Source organism: Paludibacterium yongneupense DSM 18731 (assembly GCF_000422925.1).
Lineage (GTDB): Bacteria > Pseudomonadota > Gammaproteobacteria > Burkholderiales > Chromobacteriaceae > Paludibacterium > Paludibacterium yongneupense.
Map to the genome: position 1 here is coordinate 1 of NZ_KE383960.1, position 22,486 is coordinate 22,486.

General features: G+C 61.5%; 14 protein-coding genes and 1 tRNA gene. 2 read left to right on the forward strand and 13 right to left on the reverse strand.

The window, feature by feature from the left end:
• Window positions 1-19 precede the first annotated feature (19 nt).
• Window positions 20-94 (forward strand) — tRNA-Glu (locus G520_RS0118745).
• A gap of 94 nt (window positions 95-188) precedes the next feature.
• On the opposite strand, the gene G520_RS0118750 is transcribed toward G520_RS0118745, so the two are convergent.
• The 9 genes from G520_RS0118750 to gpmI all read right to left on the reverse strand — a co-directional run bounded on the left by G520_RS0118750 (window position 189) and on the right by gpmI (window position 12,633).
• Entirely contained in the window at window positions 189-668 is a 480-nt protein-coding gene (locus tag G520_RS0118750) for a NanQ anomerase/TabA/YiaL family protein (protein WP_028536993.1), read from the reverse strand.
• Window positions 669-772: 104 nt separating this feature from the next.
• Window positions 773-2,497 (reverse strand): diguanylate cyclase domain-containing protein, encoded by a 1,725-nt coding sequence (locus G520_RS0118755; RefSeq protein WP_028536994.1) that lies wholly within the window; start codon window positions 2,495-2,497, stop codon window positions 773-775.
• Window positions 2,498-2,705: 208 nt separating this feature from the next.
• Window positions 2,706-4,370: an energy-dependent translational throttle protein EttA gene (gene ettA, locus G520_RS0118760; RefSeq protein WP_028536995.1), complete on the reverse strand. Its 1,665-nt coding sequence runs from the start codon at window positions 4,368-4,370 to the stop codon at window positions 2,706-2,708.
• Between the two features lie 103 nt (window positions 4,371-4,473).
• Window positions 4,474-6,531, reverse strand: a complete 2,058-nt coding sequence (ppk1, locus tag G520_RS0118765; protein ID WP_028536996.1) for a polyphosphate kinase 1 — start codon at window positions 6,529-6,531, stop codon at window positions 4,474-4,476.
• An 83-nt stretch (window positions 6,532-6,614) separates the two neighbouring features.
• Window positions 6,615-6,890 (reverse strand): oxidative damage protection protein, encoded by a 276-nt coding sequence (locus G520_RS0118770; RefSeq protein ID WP_028536997.1) that lies wholly within the window; start codon window positions 6,888-6,890, stop codon window positions 6,615-6,617.
• Between the two features lie 81 nt (window positions 6,891-6,971).
• Complete coding sequence (gene argA, locus G520_RS0118775) at window positions 6,972-8,279, reverse strand: amino-acid N-acetyltransferase (protein ID WP_028536998.1); 1,308 nt, start codon at window positions 8,277-8,279, stop codon at window positions 6,972-6,974.
• 68 nt (window positions 8,280-8,347) lie between these two features.
• Entirely contained in the window at window positions 8,348-9,751 is a 1,404-nt protein-coding gene (locus G520_RS0118780; RefSeq protein ID WP_028536999.1) for a S41 family peptidase, read from the reverse strand.
• A 27-nt stretch (window positions 9,752-9,778) separates the two neighbouring features.
• Window positions 9,779-11,116 (reverse strand): murein hydrolase activator EnvC family protein, encoded by a 1,338-nt coding sequence (locus G520_RS0118785; protein ID WP_028537000.1) that lies wholly within the window; start codon window positions 11,114-11,116, stop codon window positions 9,779-9,781.
• On the reverse strand, window positions 11,113-12,633 hold the full coding sequence (gpmI, locus tag G520_RS0118790; RefSeq protein WP_028537001.1) for a 2,3-bisphosphoglycerate-independent phosphoglycerate mutase: 1,521 nt from the start codon (window positions 12,631-12,633) through the stop codon (window positions 11,113-11,115). Before gpmI ends, G520_RS0118785 begins: the two co-directional genes overlap by 4 nt.
• Window positions 12,634-12,737: 104 nt before the next feature.
• On the opposite strand from gpmI, the gene G520_RS0118795 reads away from it, so the two are divergent.
• Window positions 12,738-13,034 (forward strand): ArsR/SmtB family transcription factor, encoded by a 297-nt coding sequence (locus G520_RS0118795; protein WP_028537002.1) that lies wholly within the window; start codon window positions 12,738-12,740, stop codon window positions 13,032-13,034.
• Between the two features lie 37 nt (window positions 13,035-13,071).
• Here G520_RS0118795 and xseA read toward each other — a convergent pair whose 3' ends face one another.
• From xseA to ptsP, 4 genes are all read right to left on the reverse strand, one after another.
• Window positions 13,072-14,427 carry an exodeoxyribonuclease VII large subunit gene (xseA, locus tag G520_RS0118800; protein WP_028537003.1) on the reverse strand — a complete coding sequence of 452 codons (1,356 nt, stop codon included), beginning with the start codon at window positions 14,425-14,427 and terminating at the stop codon, window positions 13,072-13,074.
• Window positions 14,428-14,790: 363 nt separating this feature from the next.
• Window positions 14,791-17,442, reverse strand: a complete 2,652-nt coding sequence (gene adhE, locus G520_RS0118805; RefSeq protein WP_246542683.1) for a bifunctional acetaldehyde-CoA/alcohol dehydrogenase — start codon at window positions 17,440-17,442, stop codon at window positions 14,791-14,793.
• 580 nt (window positions 17,443-18,022) lie between these two features.
• Window positions 18,023-19,522 carry a glucose-specific PTS transporter subunit IIBC gene (gene ptsG / locus G520_RS0118810; RefSeq protein ID WP_028537005.1) on the reverse strand — a complete coding sequence of 500 codons (1,500 nt, stop codon included), beginning with the start codon at window positions 19,520-19,522 and terminating at the stop codon, window positions 18,023-18,025.
• 20 nt (window positions 19,523-19,542) lie between these two features.
• On the reverse strand, window positions 19,543-22,074 hold the full coding sequence (gene ptsP, locus G520_RS0118815) for a phosphoenolpyruvate--protein phosphotransferase (RefSeq protein ID WP_028537006.1): 2,532 nt from the start codon (window positions 22,072-22,074) through the stop codon (window positions 19,543-19,545).
• Between the last annotated feature and the right edge of the window lie 412 nt (window positions 22,075-22,486).

Below are 22,486 nucleotides of genomic sequence, written 5' to 3' on the forward strand. Positions count from 1 at the left end.
GCTCCGGGTGCACCAGCAAGTCCCTATAGTTTAGCGGTTAGAACACTGCCCTTTCACGGCGGCGGCCGGGGTTCGATTCCCCGTGGGGACGCCAGAATACGAAAAAGCCCAAAGCTTGCTTTGGGCTTTTTTTCCTTCCGACGCGGTCATGTCAATGGCATTGCCGCGTGCGGCCCAGGCATGGCGCACTAGACCGCATTGAGCATCCTGACGTCGATCTTGATGACGATCTTGCGCAGGGCCTGCGGTGTGTCGACGGCGAGACAGGGGCGATGTAGTTCGCCCGGGAAGAATACCGCCGCCATTCCCGGCGTCAGCAGCAATGAGGTTTCTGCGGCATCGCTGTCATAGAAGGCGATGTCGTTCGCTTCCAGTTTGTCCTGCAGCAGGCGGGCGGGCGTGCCGCGCGGGAGAAAGCCGATTTTTTCGCTGCCGCTGACCAGGTACTGGACGTCGATATAGCGGCGGTGGGCTTCTGGATGGCCTTCGCTGTCGGGGCGGGTGTCCATCTCCTGCACCATGGCGTAGATGTTGTCGCCATCGATGGCGTGGCGGCCTACGGCGAGCTGACCGGCATCGATGCTGTGCAGCCAATCGAATGCGCGTTGCAAGGCGAGGGGCATGGGCGAGGCGCCCCTGCCGAAATGGGCGATATGGTCGAAAATCATGGGTCGGTTCCATCCGGGGATCGTTGGCGGCCCGAAACAGGTCGCCCGGGCCATAGTATACGCCTTGGCCTGACCAGCAGACCAGCCGCACTCCCGATGCGCCGCTACTGCATCAGCGGCGAAATCGGGATGTCCTCGGTAAAGAAGCAGATGACGTCCTCGCCGTAGAATTTGGCCCGGTACATGGCCTGGTCGGCATTTTGCATCAGCGTCTGCGCATCATCCCCGTGCTGCGGACTGATCGCGACGCCGATGCTGGCGGTGACGCGCAGCGAGCCGCCCGGGTAGGTCCATTCCTGGCGGACATGCTCGCGCAGGCGCGAGACGCGCTTGCGCGCATTGTCGGTCCCGCTGCAGTCGGGCAACAGCACGGCGAATTCGTCCCCTCCCCAGCGCGCAACCACGTCACTGTCGCGCAAGGCCGTTTTCAGCGATTGCCCGATTTTCTTGAGCAGACGGTCGCCTTCGGCATGGCCGAGTATATCGTTGACTTGCTTGAAGCCATTCAGGTCGATAAATGCGACCGCAAGCCCCGTGCGCTCGCCCCCGGCCCGTCCCAGCAGGCGGTTGAGCTGCTCGCCGAAGAAGGTCCGGTTGGCGAGCCCGGTCAGCGGGTCGTGGTAGGCCATATCGTGCAACTGCGCCTGATAGCGCAGCAGCAGGGTAATATCCGACAACACCCAGACATGTTGGCCGGTATCGTCGACCTGCACCAGCGATGCCAGCACCGGCAACATCCCGCCATCGCAGCGTGGCAGATTCAGTTCGCCCTGCCAGTGGCGGTCGTCGTCCAGCGTGCGCTGGAGCTGCTCCAGGTCCAGTGGCTGCTGATTGGCAGTATGAAATACCGGCGGCGACGCCAGCAGGGTCGCTGCGCTGCAGCCGGTCATGCGGCATAGCGCGGGGTTGACGAAGGTCCATTTGCCGTCCTTGTCGGCGATGATGATGCCTTCCGAGCAGTGTTCGACCACGATCTGCGACTGTCTGAGCTTCTGCTGCAACTGCTTGAGGCCGGTGATGTCGAGTATGGTGCCCCATACATGGTCGACCTTGCCGGCGAGTGTGAAGTGGGTATGGCAGCGTGCAAGGACGTGCCTTTGCTCGCCGCAGCTGCGCAGGATGCGGAAATCGAGATCGAAAGGCTGGCTGCTGCCCATGCCCAGCTCAAGTTGCGACAGCAGCATCTCGCGATCTTCGGAGTGGATGTGAGCCAGCAGCCTCTCATGCGTGGGGTGAAAGCTGCGCGGGTCTGTGGCAAAAATGGCGTGGACTTCGTCGCTCCACGACAAGCGGCGGCTGTTGCGATGCAGTATCCAGGTGCCGACACCGGTTTCGGTCGTCTCCGGCTCCAGCAGTTCCGCCGCCAGGTGCAGGGTAGGGTGGGCCGAATCCCAGGTGTTCGCGCGGCGCGGCAGCAGCATGACCAGTTGGTCGTCGGGGAAGGCGCAAGCGTTGACGATCAGGGAAAGGATGCTGCCATCGCGGTGCCTGCCCTTGCACAGTCCGAGGTTGCCCACGGTCCGGTTCACATCGCGATGAAAGAACAGGCGGGCCCAGACCCGGCCCTTGGTGTTGGCATTGTCGGGGAACAACTGCCACACGCCCTGACCGGCCAACTCGCCGCGGCCGTAGCCGAACAGCGCCTCGGCCTGCGGGTTGGCGTAGTGGAGATAACCCTTTTTGTCGGTCATCAGTACGGCATCGGGAAACCCCTCCAGCCATTTGGCGCGCTGCCGGGTGCTGCCGCTGTGTCTCCAGCGTTTCCAGAGCAGGGCCAAAGCGCTGCCCAGACCGATGATCGGTACTGCAAGTGTCTGCTGAATAACCATTGACGAATTATCCGGCTATGGCTGGCGGCATTCCCGTTTCCGCGGATTCGCTTCGCAGGCGTAAAGGAGTCAACCGGTTTCGATAGTATCTATATTGGTAATAGTATGTTATTCAAAATGCAAAAAGTATAGAACTATAGTGCAGTTTAAAGATATTGACAGAAAACGGAGGGTGCGCCCGGCCGGGAAGCCGCCGGGCGCGCAGGGATCAGCGGTGGATGGGTTTGTAGCGGATGCGCTTGGGCTTGGCTCCTTCTTCGCCCAGACGCTTCTTTTTGTCGGCCTCGTATTCCTGGTAGTTGCCGTCGAAGAACACCCACTTCGATTCGCCTTCGCATGCAAGAATATGCGTGGCGATGCGATCGAGGAACCAGCGGTCATGGCTGATGACCAGCACGCAGCCCGCGAATTCGAGCAGGGCGTCTTCCAGTGCGCGCAAGGTTTCCACGTCGAGGTCGTTTGACGGTTCGTCCAGCAGAAGGACGTTGCCGCCCGAAATCAGGGTCTTGGCCAGGTGCAGGCGGCCGCGTTCGCCGCCGGAGAGCTGGCCCACGATCTTCTGCTGGTCGGCGCCCTTGAAGTTGAAGCGTCCGATATAGGCGCGCGACGGCGTTTCGAAGCGGCCGACGGTCAGGATGTCATGGCCGCCCGAAATTTCCTGGAACACGGTCTTGCCGGAGTCGAGCGCGCCGCGATGCTGGTCGACGTAGGCGATATTGACGGTCTGGCCGATCTTGACTGTGCCCTGGTCCGGTTGTTCCTGTCCCGCGATCATCTTGAACAAGGTCGATTTGCCGGCCCCGTTCGGGCCGATGATGCCGACGATGGCACCCGGCGGAACCTTGAAGCTGAGGTCGTCGATCAGTAGACGGTCGCCAAAGGCCTTGGAGACATGGTCGAACTCGATCACTTCGTTGCCCAGGCGCTCGCCGGCGGGGATGAAGATTTCCTGCGTCTCGTTGCGCTTCTGGTATTCCTGGCTGGACAGCTCGTCGAAACGCGCGATACGGGCCTTGGACTTGGCCTGGCGCCCCTTCGGGTTCTGGCGCACCCATTCCAGTTCTTTGTGGATGGCTTTCTGCCGCGCCGACTCGCTGGATTCTTCCTGCTTGAGGCGGGCCTCCTTCTGGTCGAGCCAGCTGGAGTAGTTGCCTTTCCATGGGATGCCGTGACCACGGTCGAGCTCGAGAATCCACTCCGCGGCGTTGTCGAGGAAATAGCGATCGTGGGTGACGGCGACCACGGTCCCGGGGAAACGCAACAGGAACTGTTCCAGCCATTCCACCGACTCGGCGTCGAGGTGGTTGGTCGGTTCGTCCAGCAGCAGCATGTCGGGGCGGGACAGCAGCAATTTGCAGAGCGCGACGCGGCGTTTCTCGCCGCCGGACAGATTGCCTACGATGGCATCCCACGGCGGCAGGCGCAGGGCATCGGCCGCGATTTCCAGCTGCTGGTCGCTATTGCCGTCGCCCGTGGAGAGGATCGCTTCGTACTTCGCCTGTTCAGCGGCCAGCGCGTCGAAGTCGGCATCCGGCTCGGCATAGGCTGCGTAGATTTCATCCAGTTTCTTTTGTGCCTGCGCTATTTCGCCCAGACCTTCTTCCACTGCCTGGCGCACGCTGTGCTCGGGGTTCAGTTCGGGTTCCTGCGGCAGGTAACCGATGCTGATGCCGGGCATGGGGATGGCTTCGCCCTCGATATCCCGATCGAGGCCGGCCATGATGCGCAGCACGGTCGACTTGCCGGAGCCATTCTGGCCTAGCAGGCCGATCTTGGCGCCGGGAAAGAAGCTCAGCGAAATATCCTTGATGATCTGGCGCTTGGGCGGGACGACTTTGCTGACGCGTAGCATCGAAAACACAAATTGCGACATAGTTTTTACTCGAGGTAAGGCGGGATTGGATGAAGCTAGTGTAGCAAATCTCCCGCCGTCGCTCATCCGGAGGGAGGCGCGACGGCGGGAGAGGGCTGGGAGGTCAGCGTGCGTATTCGGCCAGCAACTGCTCTTGCGCGCAATGCGCACGGCCGCGTGCAACGCGGCGGCGGTAGCTGCCGTCCGGCTGCATTTCCCAACTGTTGACGTTGTCTTCCAGGTAGGCGCGCAGACCTTCCTTGATCAGGCGGCGCTTGATCTTGGCATCGAGAATGGGGACGCAGGTTTCGATGCGGCGGAAGAAGTTGCGTCCCATCCAGTCGGCGCTGGCGATGTACAGGTTTTCCTGGCGGTCGTTGTAGAAATAGAAAATGCGCGGGTGTTCGAGAAAACGGCCGACGACGGAGCGCACGGTGATGTTCTCCGACATGCCGGGCACCCCCGGCCGCAGCGCGCATACGCCGCGCACGATCAGTTGCACCTTGACCCCCGCCGAGCTCGCGCGGTAGAGCGCGTTGATGACCTGGGGTTCGAGCAGCGCGTTCATTTTCGCGATGATCTGCGCCGGACGGCCTGCACTCGCGTGCTCGATCTCGCGTTCTATCGACCGTATGATCATCGTGTGCAGCGAGAACGGGCTTTGATAGAGCAGATTCAGCTCGCTGGCGCGACCCAGTCCGGTCAGTTGCACAAAGATGTCGTTGACGTCGCTGGCGATTTCTTCCTTGCAAGTCAGCAGGCCGAAGTCGGTGTACAGGCGCGCGGTCCGCGGGTGGTAGTTGCCGGTGCCCAGGTGGACGTAACGCTTGAGGAGGCCATCCTCGCGTCGCACCACCATCAGCATCTTGGCGTGCACCTTGTAGCCGAACACGCCATAGACCACGTGCGCACCGGCGTCTTCCAGTCGCGAAGCCCAGCTGATATTGGCTTCTTCGTCGAAGCGTGCCATCAGCTCAAGCACGACGGTCACTTGCTTGCCCGCACGTGCGGCGGCGATCAGCGAATCCATCAGCACCGAGTCGGTGCCGGTGCGGTAGACGGTCATCTTGATCGCCACCACCTGCGGGTCGGAGCCGGCCAGGCCGAGCAGATCGATCACCGGCTGGAAACTCTGGTAGGGGTGGTGCAGCAGGATGTCGCCCTGACGGATCGCTTCGAACAGGCCGGACTTGTTTTCCAGTTCGGCCGGCAGCGAGGGAACGAAGGGGGCGAACTTGAGGTCCGGACGGTCGACCAGATCGGGCACCTGCATCAGTCGCACCAGATTGACCGGCCCGTCCACGCGGTACAGATCGCGTTTTTCCAGCCCGAACTGGGTCAGCAGGAACTCTTCCATGTGCGCGGGGCAGTTGTCGGCGACTTCGAGCCGGACCGCATCGCCGAACTGGCGCTGGCGCAACTCCCCTTGCAGGGCCGTGCGCAGGTTCTTCAGGTCTTCGTCTTCGACATTGAGTTCGCTGTCGCGCGTGACGCGGAACTGGTAGCAGCCCTTGATCGTCATGCCGGGGAACAGATTGTGCACATGCGCGTGCAGCATCGAGGACAGGAACACGAAAACATGGCGGTGGCCGTCGCAGATGGCCGCCGGCACGCGGATGACCCGCGGCAGTATGCGGGGCGCCTGCACGATGGCGATGCCGGACTGGCGGCCGAAGGCATCGCGCCCATCCAGTTCCACGGCGAAGTTGAGACTCTTGTTCAGGACTTTGGGAAAGGGGTGCGAAGGATCCAGGCCGATCGGAGTCAGGATGGGCATCAACTCGCGGAAAAAGAAATCATGAATCCACTGCTGCTGCTGCTCGGTCCACTCGCTGCGACGCAGAAAGAATATATTCGCTTTGTGCAGGGCCGGGAACAGGCTTTCGCGCATGATGCCATACTGTTCCAGCACCAGTTCGCGCGCGGCGTTCGCCACATGGTCGAGCGCTTCCAGAGGGGTCGTTCCATCCGGCAGGATCCGGTCCGGAGTATGGTCGACGACTTCTTTCAGCCAGGCGATCCGCACTTCGAAGAATTCGTCCAGATTGGATGAGACGATGCACAGGAATTTGAGCCGCTCCAGCAGGGGCAGGCGCTCATCCAGCGCTTGCGCCAGAACGCGGCGGTTAAACTCGATCAGTCCCAGCTCGCGATTGAGCATCAATTCTTGCGTGTTTGGCATGGCGGGTCGGGCTCGTAGGCTGTGGGTGGTCCGTAACGGGTTCTGTTTAGTAAAAAGCCCTCACACAGAGGGCTTGATCGGGGTCAGTGCGCGGCCGGGGGCGTGAAACCGGACGGCGAGTCGGCGCCCTGGCCCCAGAAGTAGGCTTCCAGTTGTTGCGTCAGGTACTGGCGCGCACGGGCATCGGCCAGGCTCAGGCGGTTTTCGTTGATCAGCATGGTCTGGTAGCGCAGCCAGCCTTGCCATGCTTCTTTCGATACATTCTCGAACACGCGCTTGCCGAGTTCGCCAGGCAGCGGCGGGAAATCGAGACCTTCGGCTTCGCGGCCGAGTTTGACGCAGTTGACGTTTCTTGCCATTGCCTATCCTTGTTCATTCATATGCGGAGACTATCTTGATATTGTGTCACAGAGATGTCATGGCTCCAACTCCATCGCAATTCATAGCGTTTTGATGAAAACCTTGCTGCCGCGTTCCGGGTTGACCTGACGGCGTCTGCCCTCGGGCAACGCTTCCGGCGATGCTTCCACGAAGCCGCGCTCGACGAACCAGTGCGCAGTGCGCGTGGTCAGCACGAACAAGGATTTCAGGCGTCGCGTTCGTGCCTGGTACTCGACGTGCTTGAGCAGCATCTCGCCGAAGCCGGCATCGCGTCGCTCGGGCGATACGGCCAGACAGGCGAGTTCGGCGCTGTCCGAATCCGGGTAGGCATGCATGGCAACGCAGCCGTAGATGCGCTTGTCGTGCTCGAGCACCGAGTAGTTGCCGACTTCCATCTCCAGCAGTTCGCGGCTGCGCTTGATCAGGATGCCCTGTTCTTCCAGTGGCCGGATCAGCCCGAGGATGGCGGCGATATCGTCGATGCTGGCCGTGCGCAGCTTGACCAGCGGATCGCGCGCCACCATGGTGCCGTTGCCGAAGTTGGTGAACAGTTCCATCAGCAGTGCGCCGTCTTCCTTGCTGCTGACCAGATGCGCGCGCGGCACGCCCTCGCGCGTCGCGCGGATCGCATACGGCAGGTAGGCGGCGACGTCCTGTTTCAGCGGGACGCTGGCCAGCAGCTCCTCCGCCTGTTGCGCGGTCAGGGTGCTGATCAGCTTGTCCTCGAGCGATATCACGCCGCGGCCATCGACCAGGAAAATCAGCTTCTCGGCTTTCAGAGCGATGGCGGTATGGGTCGCGACTTCCTCCATCGTCATGTTGAAGGCTTCGCCGGTCGGCGAGTAACCGATGGGCGACAGCAGTACCAGGTCGCCGGCTTCCAGCCGGGCGGTGATCGCCTGGACGTCTATGCGGCGGACGAGGCCGGTGAATTGCATATCGGTGCCGTCAAGGACGCCCAGCGGTTGTGCGGTCAGCATATTGCCGCCCGCGATGCGCAACTGGTTGCCGTGTATTACGGCATTGGGCGTGCCCATGGACAGCAAGGCTTCGATTTCGTAGCGCGCGAGCCCGACGGCCTGCTTGACGATATTCATCGTCGGCGGGTCGGTGACCCGGCGCTCGCGGTGAAAACGGCGCGTCAGACCATGTTGCTTGAGCAGACCTTCGATCTGTGGCCGGATGCCATGCACCACGACCAGGCGCAGGCCGAAACTGGCCAGCAGGTTGATGTCCTGTGCCAGGCTGGCGAAGTGGCCGTCGCGTACGGTTTCGCCGCTGACGGCGATGACAAAGGTCTTGCCGCGAAACGCATTGACATAGGGAGCGGCTTCGCGAAAGGAATTGACGAATTCGGGGGTCAGCATGTTCTGGCTACTCCACATGCGCGCATGCGAACCGGGTGCAGGCACCCGGTTCGCGGCGGAAGGTTCAATCAATCGGCCGACTTCAGCAGGATCTGCTGCACCTTGAGCGTGCTGAGGGCTTGCGACAACTGATAGTCCGTCTTCGGGTCGGCGATGACATTGCCTTCTGCATCACGCTGCGGCGCGCCGGTCTTGGGGGCCGGAGCCGCCTTCTTGACCGGAGCCGGGGCGGCGGTGTCGCCGTTCGGGTTGGCCAGGTGGTTTTCCAGATCCGACTCGCGGATGCGCAGCGCCTGCTCGGCGGCGGTGGTCAGCGTGCCGTCCTCCACCACGACGTCGGGGGTGATGCCCTTGGCCTGGATCGACCGCCCCTTGGGCGTGAAGTAACGCGCGGTGGTCAGCTTGATGCCGCCATCGTTGGACAGGCGCAGGATGGATTGCACCGAGCCCTTGCCAAAGGTCTGCGTGCCGAGCAGGACCGCGCGCTTGCTGTCCTGCAGTGCGCCGGCCACGATTTCCGACGCCGAAGCCGAACCGCCGTTGACCAGAACGACCAGCGGGACGGTATGCGCGGCCGCGGGCAGTGCCGACAGGGGATCGGTGACGCCGTCCATGGTGTAGTTGGCGCGGGTGGCGGTCAGGCGCATCTTGGAATCCGCGGTGCGGCCTTCGGTATAGACCACCAGCGCATCCTTCGGCAGGAAGGCCGCAGAGACCCCGACCGCGCCGGTCAGCAGTCCGCCCGGGTTATCGCGCAGATCGAGCACCACCCCCTTGAGCGGAGCCTTGTTCTGCTTGTAGAGCGCGGCCAGCGACTCGGCCAGATTCTGCGAAGTGTGTTCCTGGAACTGGGTGATGCGCACGTAGCCGTAGCCGGGCTCCAGCAGCCTGGACTTCACGCTTTGCGTCTTGATGATGGCACGGGTCAGCGTGATGATGATCGGCTTGCCCTCGTTCTTGCGTGCGATGGTCAGCGTGACGTGGGTGCCGGGTTTGCCGCGCATGCGTTTTACCGCATCGTTGAGGCTCAAGCCGCGCACCGGGGTGTCGTCGATCTTGACGATCAAGTCGCCGCTCTTGACGCCGCCTTTCTGGGCGGGCGTGTCTTCGATCGGGGCCACCACTTTCACCAGCCCGTCTTCGGCGCCGATCTCTATGCCGAGGCCGCCGAATTCGCCTTGCGTACCTTCGCGCAGTTCTTTGAATTCGTCGGGATTCAGGTAGTCCGAATGCGGATCGAGGCCGGTCAACATGCCCTTGATCGCATCGTTGATCAACTTCTTGTCTTCGACGGGTTCGACATAATCCTGCTTGATACGGCCGAACACTTCGGCGAAGGTTCGCAGTTCGTTCAGCGGCAGGGGCGCGTTTGCGTCCTTATCGGCCAGGGCCTGGATACTGACGGTCAGTACGCCGCCGGCCAGGGCTCCGGCGACAATCAGGGCCAGCTTCTTGAAGCGTTGACTGCTCATTCTTTCTAAATCTCCGTGTTCCGGCGCTTAATGTGTCCAGGTTTGTGGATTGATGGGTTTACCCAGATAACGGATTTCAAAGTACAGGCCAGCGTCGCCGCTGTCTAGCGCTCCGGTGTTGCCGAGTGTTTCTCCGGCGCGGACCTTGTCGCCGATTCCATGGCTCATGGTGCTCAGACCGGTATATACCGTCAGATAGTTCCCGCCATGATCAACTATGACAGCGTTGCCGAAACCGCGCAGCGCATCGGCATAGACAATATGGCCATCGGCCACGACATGCACGCCCTGACCGCGGGCCGTGCGGATGAACAAGCCTTTCCAGGTCGTTCCTTCGCTACGCATGGCGCCGAACTTGCCGGCGATCTCGCCTGCAACCGGCAGGCGCATATGCCCCTGCAGGCTGCGGAACGCGCGTCCGGCGGCGCTGGTGTCGGCGACGGTATCGACGGTCTCGGGGGCGGCGGCGGGCTCTGCCACCGGCTGCTGCGCTTCCGCCGGCACCGGCTTGCCCTGTTTCTTCGCCTCCGCGGCAATTTTTCTGCGTCTGGCATTCTCGGCTATGGCCGCCGCCCGTGCGGCTTTCGCGGCCTTGCTGGCGGCCAGCCGTGCCTGGGCCGCTTTGCGGGCCGCTATTTCCTGCTGTCGCGCGATCTCGCGGTTGATCTGGGCGATCACATCGGTCAGATGCTTTTCATCCTGTTTCAGCTGACTCAGCTTCTGCTGGCGGTCCTGAATCTGGGAAGCGATCTGCCCGAGTTTCTGTTCTGTGCTCGATTTGTCCTGCTGGAGCTGGGACTTTTCCTTCGACTTGCGGCTCGACAGGGTGTCCAGGCGTTCGATCTGCTGCTGCAGGGCATCGGACAGCTGGGCGAGCTGTTGCTGGCGCGTGTTCAGCTCGGTGATCAGCTGCTGCTGCGCGGCGACGATACGCTGGTAGTAGACCAGATCGCGCGACGTCTGGTTCGGGTCGGTCGCATTGAGCATCAGCCGCATGGCATCGTGATTGCCATTCTTGTACTGGCTGGCCAGCATGCGCGCCACTTGCTGGCGTGCGCTGGCAATTTTCTGCCGCATCGCCTCGAGTTCGGCGCGCAACTCGGACAACTGACGGGTCGACGCCGTCTGCTTTTGTCCGAGGGCGGCGATCATCTGGTCCGTTTTCGAGATGGCCTGCTGCGATTTGGCGATCGCCGTCTGGGCCTGCTTGCGCACGGCCTCCTTGGCGGCAATGTCCTTTTGCAGGGTGTCGATTTCCTGCCGCACCGACTGCAGGTTTTTCTGCTGCGGGGCCACGCTGAGCGAAGGCGCTGGCGCGGCCGAAGCCGCACCAGCCACCAGAGCTAACAAAAGTAGGAGTTTCACTTGAATTGGATCAGCGATTCACCAGTCATTTCAGCGGGTTGCCCCAGCCCCATCATGGCGAGCAAGGACGGCGCGATATCCTTCAGCGCTCCGCCTTCGCGGATCGTGGCCTTGCGGCCGATGTAGAGGAAGGGCACGAGGTTGGTCGTGTGCTGCGTGTGCGGCTGCCCGTTCTCTGCATCGTACATCTGCTCGCAGTTGCCGTGGTCGGCGGTGATCAGGACTTCGCCACCGGCGGCCAGCATGGCCGCAACGCACTTGCCGACGCATTCGTCCAGCGTTTCGACCGCCTTGATGGCGGCGTCGAGCATGCCGGTATGGCCGACCATGTCGCCGTTGGCGTAGTTGCAGATGATCGCGTTGTACTTGCGCGCGGCGATCGACTCGAGGATGTGCGCGGTCACGACCGGCGCATTCATCTCGGGTTGCAGATCGTAGGTCGCGACCTTGGGCGAGGGGACCAGGATGCGGTCTTCACCCGGGTAGACCTGTTCCTCGCCACCGTTGAAGAAATAGGTGACGTGCGGGTACTTCTCGGTTTCGGCGATGCGCAGTTGCGTGAGCTTGAGCGAGGCCAGGTATTCGCCAAAGCCATTGCTGATTTTTTGCGGTTCGTAGGCGACCGGCTGCGGGAAGGCTTCGCCATAGTTGGTCAGCGTGGCGAAGTAGCCGAGCTTGGGCTGGCGGGCCTTGAAGCCGTCAAAAGCCGGGTCGGCCAGCGCGCTGACGAACTGGCGGGCGCGATCGGCGCGGAAGTTCATGAACAGCACAACGTCGCCGTCGGCCATGGGGGCCGATTCGCCGATGATGGTGGCTTTGACGAATTCGTCGTTTTCATCGCGTGCGTAGCCGGCGGCCAGCGCGTCGAGCCCGGTCGCGGCATGGTGGTCGGCCGTACCGTCGACCACCGCGCGGTAGGCGGTTTCGACCCGTTCCCAGCGTTTGTCCCGATCCATCGCGTAGTAGCGACCGGTGACCGTGGCCAGGCGGGCGCCAGGGCAAGCGGCGAGGACGGCGTCAAGGTTCTTCAGGTAGCGCTCGGCGCTGCGCGGCGGCGTGTCGCGACCATCGAGAAACGCGTGCACCCGTATCTGGGACACGCCGCTGCGGTGGGCGGCGCGGACCAGGGCGAGAATGTGCGCTTCATGACTGTGCACCCCGCCGTCGGACAGCAGGCCCATGACGTGCAGCGTGTGGCCCTTGGCCTTGGCGAAGGCCGTGGCGAAGGTCGGGTTGCTGTCGAAGCGGTCTTCTTCGATATCGATATCGATGCGGCTGATGTCCTGCTGCACGATGCGGCCGGCACCGATGTTCAGGTGGCCGACCTCGGAATTGCCGAACTGGCCGGTCGGCAGACCGACCTGGCGCTCGGACGCGCTGATCTGGCCGAGGGCGTAATCGCGCGCGAGCCGGTCCCAGTTGGGGGTGCGGGCGTTACGCACCGCGTTGTTGTCGTCTTCGGAACGGCAACCGACACCGTCAAGAATCAGGAGCAGGACTGGAGTATTATTGGGCATATTATGTGCAATCAGAATATTAGAAATTCTTGATGGTTCGTAATCTTATGTATTAGTATTGTACCGTATTCCGAGCAATACAATGACTACCTTGGGAGCCCGCCTTGCTTTTCACCGACGATCAGATCGAGCAGACATCTAGGGCCATGAAAGCCATGTCGCACCCGCTTCGCCTCAAGATCATCTCCGTCTTGGCGGATCAGGAGGTCAGCGTGCAGGATATCGTTGAGCAGGTCGGCACTTCGCAAAGCAATATATCCCAGCATCTGGCCATCATGCGCGATAAAGGGGTGCTGCGCACCCGCAAGGATGCCAACCGGGTTTTCTACCGGGTCGGCGATATACGCACGCTGGCCGTTCTCAAGATGATGCGCGAAGTGTTCTGCGGTTTCGGCGAGTAGCCGCGCTGGTGCGCGCCGGTTAAGGCCGCGCTTCCTCTCAGAAGGGCAACTCGTCCTGCTTGCCAGGGCGGTGGTCGACGATGGCGTCGGTCTGTCCTTCCGCAAGATGCAATTGGACTCTTTCCCCCTGTCTCAGTTCTTGCGGCGATTTGGCCGCCTGTCCGTTCGCCTTGCGCACGATGGCGTAGCCGCGCGCGAGAACGGCGTTCGGGTTCATGGCTTCCAGCGAGGCGCCGAGGCGGTGAAGCTCATGCTGGCGCCGTTCTATCAGCCGCGCCATCGCCTGCTGCAGCCTGGCTTCGGCCTCTTCGATGCGGCGCTGGCCGGTCCCTGCGTGCGGGCGCTGTCCGCGCAGGCGGCTGGCGGCCAGCTGCAAGGCCCAGCGGCGCTGCGAAAACACGGCGCCGATACGCGCTTCGAGTTGCATGGCGGCCTGGCCGAGGCGTTGCGCCTGGAAGGTCAGCCTCTCTCCCGGATGTTTGAGCCGGCGCGATAGAAAATCCAGCCGCTGCGCCTTGTCGGTCAGCAAGCGCGACAGGGCTCGCTCCAGCCCGCGCCTGGCCTGATCGAGCTGACCTTGCAGGTGTTCGCGCTTGGGGGACACCATCTCGGCAGCCGCCGTGGGCGTCGGTGCGCGGCGGTCTGCGACGAAGTCGCAGATGGTGAAGTCGGTTTCATGCCCGACGCCGCTGACGACCGGGATGGGGCAGGCCACGATGGCCCGGGCGACGATTTCTTCGTTGAAGGACCACAGGTCTTCGATGCTGCCGCCGCCGCGGCAGACGATCAGGACGTCGGTCTCGCGGCGGCGCGCGGCCAGATCGATGGCTGCCGCGATTCGTTGCGCGGCGCCTTCGCCTTGAACCGGGGTGGGGTAGAGAATGACTTCGATACCGGGCATGCGCCTGCGCAAGGTCGTTGCCACATCGCGCAATGCGGCGGCGGCGGGCGAGGTGACGATGCCTACCCGTGCGGGATGGCCGGGGAGCTCCCGCTTGCGGGCTTCCTCGAAGAGTCCTTCGGACGCCAGCTTTGCCTTCAGCCGTTCGAACGCCTCGTACAAGCGGCCCAGCCCGGCGGAGCGCATCGATTCCACATTGATCTGATACTCGCCACGCGCCTCGTACAACGTGACGAGGCCCTTGAGTTCGACCTGCATTCCATCCTGCGGGCGGAAGGCCAGGTGAGAGACCCGTTGCCGGAACATGACGCAACGTATCTGGGCGCTGCCATCCTTGAGCGAGAAGTAGGCGTGGCCTGAAGCGGCAAGCGTCAGATTTGAAATCTCGCCTCCGATCCAGCGCGGCGGGAGGCCGTTTTCCAGCAGTTCGCGCGTCATTCTGTTCAGGGTGGAGACGCTGATTACGTCATCGGGCGAGGCATTAAAAAGCATGGCTGTCAAGTCATCCACAGCGCCGGACGGGCACGGCGCCGAATGTAAATTGTTGGACAATTTCCGTTTATGTTAGGACTTAAAACGAATATAAGCCTTACATATCAGCAAGTTAAAATAAATACCTAAAGCGGGGTCTTGTGATCAGACGCTCAAAATGCCGTTCGTTGTCAATGGTTTTTTAAATCTTATCAACAGTGTTATCCACAGCCCATGTCGATGGGGGGCAGCCGCACCGCCATTGTAACAGCGTGCCGCGCACGGGTTGCGGCCGGAGTGGGGGAGGATGGCATGGCAGGCGCAAAAAAACCGGAGGGACGTGTCCCTCCGGTTGTTGCAGCGTAACCGCGTGGCGGTCGAGGCTTAGTGCTTTTTACCCTTGGTTTCGGCCTTGGCGACAGCCTTGGCTTCGTCCTTGCGCAGGTGGGCCTCGATGTACGGACGGCCGTAGTAGCTGTCGAGCAGCAGCTGCTTCAGTTCCGAGATCAGCGGGTAGCGCGGGTTGGCGCCGGTGCACTGGTCATCGAACGCTTCCACGGCCAGTGCATCGACCTTGGCCAGGAAGTCGGCTTCGGATACGCCGGCATCGCGGATCGATGCCGGGATGTCCAGCTCCTTCTTCACCGCGTCGACCCAGGCGATCAGGTTTTCCAGCTTGTCGTTATCCGACTTGCCGCCGAGTTTCAGGTAATCGGCGACTTCGGCGTAACGGCACAGCGCTTGCGGACGCGAGTACTGACTGAACGCGGCCTGCTTGGTCGGGGTGTCAGTGCCGTTGAAGCGCATCACGTTGCTGATCAGCAGCGCATTGGCCAGACCGTGCGGAATGTGGAATTCCGCGCCCAGCTTGTGCGCCATCGAGTGGCAGATGCCGAGGAAGGCGTTGGCAAAGGCGATACCGGCGATGGTGGCGCCGTTGTGCACCTTCTCGCGTGCGACCGGGTCCTTGGCGCCGTTCTTGTACGACGACGGCAGGTAGTCCTTGAGCAGCTCCAGAGCCTTCAGTGCCTGGCCGTCGCTGTACTCGTTGGCGAGTACCGAAACGTAGGCTTCCAGCGCGTGGGTCACGGCGTCGACGCCGCCAAAGGCGGTCAGCGACTTCGGCATGTTCATCACCAGGTTGGCATCGATGATGGCCATGTTCGGCGTCAGCTCGTAGTCGGCGATCGGATACTTGGCGCCGGTCACCTCGTCGGTCACGACGGCGAACGGAGTCACTTCCGAGCCGGTGCCCGAGGTGGTCGGGATCGCGATCAGTTCGGCCTTGATACCCATCTTCGGGAACTTGTAGATACGCTTGCGGATGTCCATGAAACGCAGCGCCAAGTCTTCGAACGCGACTTCCGGGTGTTCGTACATGACCCAGATGATCTTGGCTGCATCCATCGGCGAACCGCCGCCAAGGGCAACGATGACGTCCGGTTTGAAGCGGTTGGCGACTTCCACGCCGCGGCGAACGATCGCCAGCGTCGGATCGGCTTCGACTTCGTAGAACACTTCGACTTCAATGTTCAGTTTTTTCAGCGTCGATACGACTTCATCGACGTAACCGTTCTTGAACAGGAAACCGTCGGTAACGACCAGAGCGCGCTTCTTGCCTTCGAGTTCTTCCAGGGCGATCGGCAGGCAGCCGCGACGGAAATAGATCGACTTCGGAAGTTTATGCCACAGCATGTTTTCAGCCCGCTTTGCTACCGTTTTCTTGTTGATCAGATGCTTCGGACCTACGTTCTCGGAGATCGAGTTGCCGCCCCAGGAACCGCAGCCCAGCGTCAGCGACGGTGCCAGCTTGAAGTTGTACAGGTCGCCGATGGCGCCTTGCGAAGCCGGCATATTGATCAGGATACGCGCGGTCTTCATCTTGTCGCCGAAGACGGCGATACGTTCTTTTTGCTGGTCCTGATCGGTGTAGAGCACCGAGGTATGGCCGATGCCGCCCAGCGCAACCAGTTTTTCGGCAGTCACCACGGCCGCCTCGAAGTTCGCCGCGCGGTACATGGCGAGCGTCGGGGACAGTTTTTCGTGTGCGAACGCTTCGGACTCGTCGGCATCCTTGACTTCGCCGATCAGAACGCGCGTGGTCGGCGGAACCGTAATCCCTGCCATTTCGGCGATGCGTACTGCGGATTGGCCGACGATGTCGGCGTTCAGGTTGCCATTGATCAGCAGCACCTTGCGTACGGCTTCGGCTTGCTTGGCATCGAGCACATAACCACCGTGCGAGTGGAAACGTTCCTTCACTTCATCGAAGATCGAATCGACGATGATGACGGATTGTTCCGAGGCGCAGACCACGCCGTTGTCGAAGGTCTTCGACATCAGGATGGAGGCGACTGCGCGCTTGATGTCGGCGGTTTCGTCGATAACGACCGGGGTGTTGCCGGCGCCAACGCCGATAGCCGGTTTACCGGAGGAGTAGGCGGCCTTGACCATGCCCGGACCGCCGGTAGCCAGAATCAGATTGATGTCGGGGTGACGCATCAGCGCGTTCGACAGTTCGACCGTCGGCTCGTCGATCCAGCCGACGATGTCTTTCGGCGCACCGGCGGCAACGGCCGCGTTCAGTACGACGCGTGCCGCCTGGCAGGTGGCGTTCTTTGCGCGCGGGTGCGGGCTGAAGATGATCGCGTTGCGGGTCTTCAGTGCGATCAGCGCCTTGAAGATCGCGGTCGAGGTCGGGTTGGTGGTCGGTACGATGCCGCACAGAATCCCGATCGGCTCGGCAACGGTCAGGGTGCCGAAGGTGACATCCTCTTCGATGATGCCGCAGGTCTTCTCATCTTTGTACTTGTTGTAGATGTACTCGGATGCGAAGTGGTTCTTGGTCACTTTGTCTTCGACGATACCCATGCGGGTTTCTTCGGCAGCCAATTGTGCCAGCGGAATACGTGCGTCGGCTGCGGCAAGGGCGGCGGCGCGGAAGATTGCGTCCACTTTTTCCTGGCTGAAACCGGCGTACACCTTCTGGGCCGCTTTGACGCGGGCGACCAGTTCGTTAAGTTGCTGACTATCCATTACTGCAATTCTCCAAGATGGGGGAAATTCTTTCTTCAACCGCGGCTCGGTCGGCCAACTTCGTTATCGCTCTTGCGCGGGGGTTTTACCAGCCAGTCGCGCCTGAGGTAAGCAAGTCCGAGTCTTCGCGGAATCGGTGATCCGTCCGGATGTCGCCCGTGTCATCGTGGCGGCATCTGCCTATTCGTGTTGCCAGCCATGCTGGCTTGGGGTGTCGCAAATTAACAGTGTGATACGGCTTGGACAGTGCTTTGTCCGGGATCCGGCGGGCTACGCGCAACCTGATGTCTTGTCCAGGTCGGGAACCTCGGCCGATCAGCCGCTTCGAGTCGTGCGCCGATTCGCTCACGATCATCGGGGGAAGCCATTTTTCGGTTTCGATACGTATCCTATATCGAATTCGAAAATTTTACTTTGCTAATTGTCAGAGATTTTTGTGCGACGATTTGCCGAAAAAGCCTGGCAGCGTCTGTTCCGGCCCGGCAGCCGTGCGTGCCGCGCACGACCCGGCCTGCCGAAACAAGGTCGGCAAGCCCGAAGGCTTGCCGACCCGTGCATCAGTTGATCAAGGTTGCCGGACTCAGCGACCCAGATACTTCTGCATATCCGTCTTCAGGTTTTCGGAACGCGGTCCGAAAATGGCTTGGACGTTATTGCCAACCACGACCACACCTGCAGCACCCAGGGCCTTCAGGCGATGCTGGTCAACCTTGGCTACATCGCCAACCGTGATGCGCAGACGGGTGATGCAAGCGTCGAGCGCGGTCAGGTTTTCGCGGCCACCAAAAGCGGCAACCAGGCTTTCGGACATGGAGTTGTTTGCAGCAGCCTTGGCGGCAGCCTTTTCGGCGGACGTCGGGGCAGCGGCAGCTGCGGCAGCCGGAGCGGCGGTCGCAACAGCCAGGCCTTCTTCTTCGTCGTCTTCACGACCCGGAGTTTTCAGGTTCAGGGCGGAAATCAGCACGCGGAACAGGCCGTAGTACACGATCGCATAGATCGGGCCGAGGATGAACACCAGCCAGGGCTTGACGTCCTTCACGTAGAAGACCGAGAAGTCAATGAAGCCTTGGGAGAAGGTGAAGCCCATGTGAGCGCCGAGGGTGTTCATCAGGTAGAACGCCAGACCAACCAGTACAGCGTGAACGCCGTACAGGATCGGAGCTACGAACAGGAAGGCAAATTCGATAGGCTCGGTAATACCGGTCAGGAAAGAGGTCAAGGCAGCCGAAGCCATCAGGGCCATGATGCGAGTGCGGTTTTCCGGCTTGGCCGAATGCGCGATGGCAATGGCGGCGGCAGGCAGACCCCACATTTTCGGCAGGAAGCCACCAGCCAGGATCCCGGCGGTCGGGTCACCCGCAAAGAAGCGGTTGATGTCGCCGTGGATAACCTTGCCGGCTGCGTCGGTGAAGTCGCCCATCACGAAGAAGAACGGAGCGTTCCAGATGTGATGCAGACCGAACGGCAGCAGCAGACGTTCTACGAAGCCGTACAGAGTAACGGCAACGGCCGGATTGCTAACAGCTGCCCAGTGCGAGAAGCTGTTGATGCCGGCTTGGATCGGGGTCCAGATGAAAGCCAGGATCACGCCCAGAACGATCGAGGCAATCGCGGTCACGATCGGCACGAAGCGCTTGCCCGCAAAGAAGCCGAGGTAGGACGGCAGCTCGATGCGATAGTAGCGGTTGAACATGAAGGCAGCGACCATACCGGACAGGATGCCGCCGAACACGCCAGTGTCCATCGTTTGCATGCCCATCACGGTAGCCGGGGTGTTGCCCAGGATCGGAGCCATGACGCCCATGGCGCCCAGCAGTACGACATAGCCTACGATGGCGGCGACCGAAGCCACGCCGTCGTTATCGGTCAAGCCAAGAGCCACACCGACGGCGAAGAGCAGGGGCAGGTTGCCGAATACGGCACCACCGCCCTGTTCCATCAGGTGACTGACGATTTCCGGAATCCAGCTGAAGTGAGCGGCACCCACCCCCAGCAAGATACCGGCTACCGGCAGGACTGCTACCGGCGTCATCAGAGATTTGCCGATTTTTTGTAGTAAACCAAAAGCATTTAGCGACATGTTCGCACCCCTTCGTTTCGTTAATCCTTGATTGCGTGTGTCAAACGTGCTCGTACTTCCGTGGTTGTGGAGAGCCGCAGCACATCGGCAGCTAACTCTTCACATTCCACTTTGGTGAATTTGCGGATCAGCGCCTTGATCTCGGGGATCGAAGGGACGCTGACCGACAGTTCGTCCACCCCCATGCCGACCAGAGCCGGTACGGCGAGGGGGTCGGACGCCAGTCCACCACATACACCTACCCACTTGCCATGCTCGTGGGCCGCACGCACAGTACTTGCGATCATTTGCAACACAGCCGGGTTGAGCGCGTCGGCTTGGGAGCCGAGACCCGGATGGTTGCGATCCATCGCAAGAATGTACTGTGTCAGGTCGTTGGTGCCGATGGAGAAAAAATCCACCTCGGCCGCAAAATGGGAAGCCATGATGGCTGCCGACGGCACCTCGACCATGATGCCCACCTGTACCGGAGGTACATTGAGCGCGTGTCTTTCTTCCTCGACCATCGCCTTGCACTGACGCATTTCGTCGAGTGTGGCAATCATCGGGAACATAATTGCGAGTTTTGCATAGGGTGCCGCGCGCAGGATCGCCCGCAGCTGGCTACGCATGATATCAGGTTGGGCCAGGCATAGCCTGACGCCGCGGACGCCCAGGAAGGGGTTTTCTTCATGCGGCATCGGCAGGTACTGCAAAGGCTTGTCGCCGCCGACATCAAGCGTGCGTATGACCAGAGTGCGGTGATGGCCGAGTGCGCGTGCGATGCTTACGTAGGCATTGGCCTGCTCGGCTTCGCCCGGAGCATCGGCACGCTGCAGGAACAGGAATTCCGAACGGAGCAGGCCCACGCCTTCGGCGCCGAGTTCCAGCCCTTTTTCCGCATCCTGCAGGCCGCCGATATTGGCGACGACTTCGACGTGATGTCCGTCCGACGTGGTGGCAGGCTGCGTGGCGACCAAACGGTCGCTGTTGCGTTGTTCGATCTGCTTCTGCTGCATCGCGCGGAAACTGGCCAGTTCGGCTTCGGACGGGCTGACGCGCAAAGTGCCCCGGCTGCCGTCGAGGACGACCGAGGTGCCGTCAGGCACTTTCAGCGCCTGGGCGTTGATGCCGACGACGGCCGGGATGTCGAGCGAGCGGGCCAGGATGGCGACGTGGCTGGTCGGGCTGCCTCCGGTGGTGCACATGCCCACCAGCTTGCTGCGATCCAGGCTCACTGTCAGCGACGGCGTCAGTTCTTCCGCGATCACGATGGCATTGCTAGGCAATTGCGGCGCAGTCATGCGGCCGCCGGTCAGCAATTCGAGCACGCGCATGCCGACGTCGCGCAAATCGTTGGCGCGAGCCGCCAGCAGGGCGTTCGGCAATTTGGACAGCAGGTCGGCGTGCGCGGTGTACGCCTGTTTCCAGGCGAAGGCTGCGCTCTTGCCTTCCTTTATCGTGTCGATGGCCAGCTCCATCAGGTCCGGGTCTTCGAGCAGTTCCTGATGGGCCGAGAAAATTTCCGCGCGGCCGCCATCGGCCTGGCTGCGGATCTGGTATTTCAATTGCTCGAGCTGGGCGTTGGCTTCGCCGATGGCAGTGTCCAGCTCGCTGCGTTCTATCGTTTCTCCGCGACCTTCTTCGGTCAGCGCGATGTTTTGCGGACCGAGGCGGTAGACCTGGCCGATCGCGATCCCGGCCGAAGCGGCGACGCCGCGCAGCAGGTCGGGGTCATCGCCGCCGTCGCCGCTGACGGCGACGGGCTCGGTCGCCGCGGCGACCGGGGCTTCTTCATGGGCATCGCCGGCGGCCAGCGCCGACAGCTGCAGAATCGCGGCTTCCGCATCCACGCCTTCGGCATGCAGGCGGACGATGTCGCCAAACTGGACGTTCAGGCCGAGCAGGGCCACGACGCTTTTGGCGTTGGCTTTACCGTTGGCCGTCACGAGGTAGATGCTGGCCTGGAACTGTTTGGCGGCATGGGCGATGACGGCGGACGGTCGTGCATGCAGACCGGCTTTGCCGACTACGGTGATGTCGTCGGACTCGGCGCGCGCATTGGCCGCTGCCGCAGCGGCAACCGATTCGGCGTCGCCCAGCGTCAGGGTCAATACCCGGTCGCGGCCAGCGACGACGTGGCCGGTGGCATTTTCCATGAAGGCAACTTTGTCGCCGCTCAGAATGACGATCGGCGTGACCAGGCTGCGGGCATGCGCGGCCAGGAAGGCCTCATCGAATTCTATCAAGGCATCGCCGCGGGCGACGCGGTCGCCCTGAGCGACCAGAGGCGTGAAGCCTTGCCCTTTCAGTTCAACCGTATCCAGCCCGATGTGCATCAGAATCTCGATGCCCTCATCGCTGGTCAGCGTCAGTGCATGATGCGCAGGATGCAGATGGGTCACGATGCCATTGCACGGTGCACGCAGGGTGTCACTGGCCGGGGAGATCGCCACGCCGTCGCCAATCATCTTTTCTGCGAATACCGGATCCGGAACGTCGGTCAACGGCAGCAGCATCCCCGACAAAGGGGCGTTAAGAATGAGTTCCTGACATTGAACTGACGTATTCATGAAAAACCTCTAGCCCTGTCCTGCGCTGCGCAAGCGTTTCTGCGCGGATACCTGCTGGACATGCAAAAAACTGAATTTATCGACGAATGGAGCCACTGCGACAGCGAGTTTATGCTTTCACGGTTTCAGAGCCATGAGAATATTCGTATTTGTAAGTGTGGTCCTTTGATGAAGATCAATTGATTCCAAACTTGCATGGGGAACATTCCATTCAATTGTCATGTAGTATCGCTACAACATCAAGCCTTGCCGCCGTCCTGCCCTGTTCGGGCGATGTTCTGGACTGATGCGACGTATAATAGACTATCCAGGGATAAAGTACAGATCCCTGGCGGGGCTTTAAGAGCGCCCCTATTGTAGTCATATCTGTAGTATTGCTACAACATTTGCACCGCCCAGCGAGAGTTCCCCG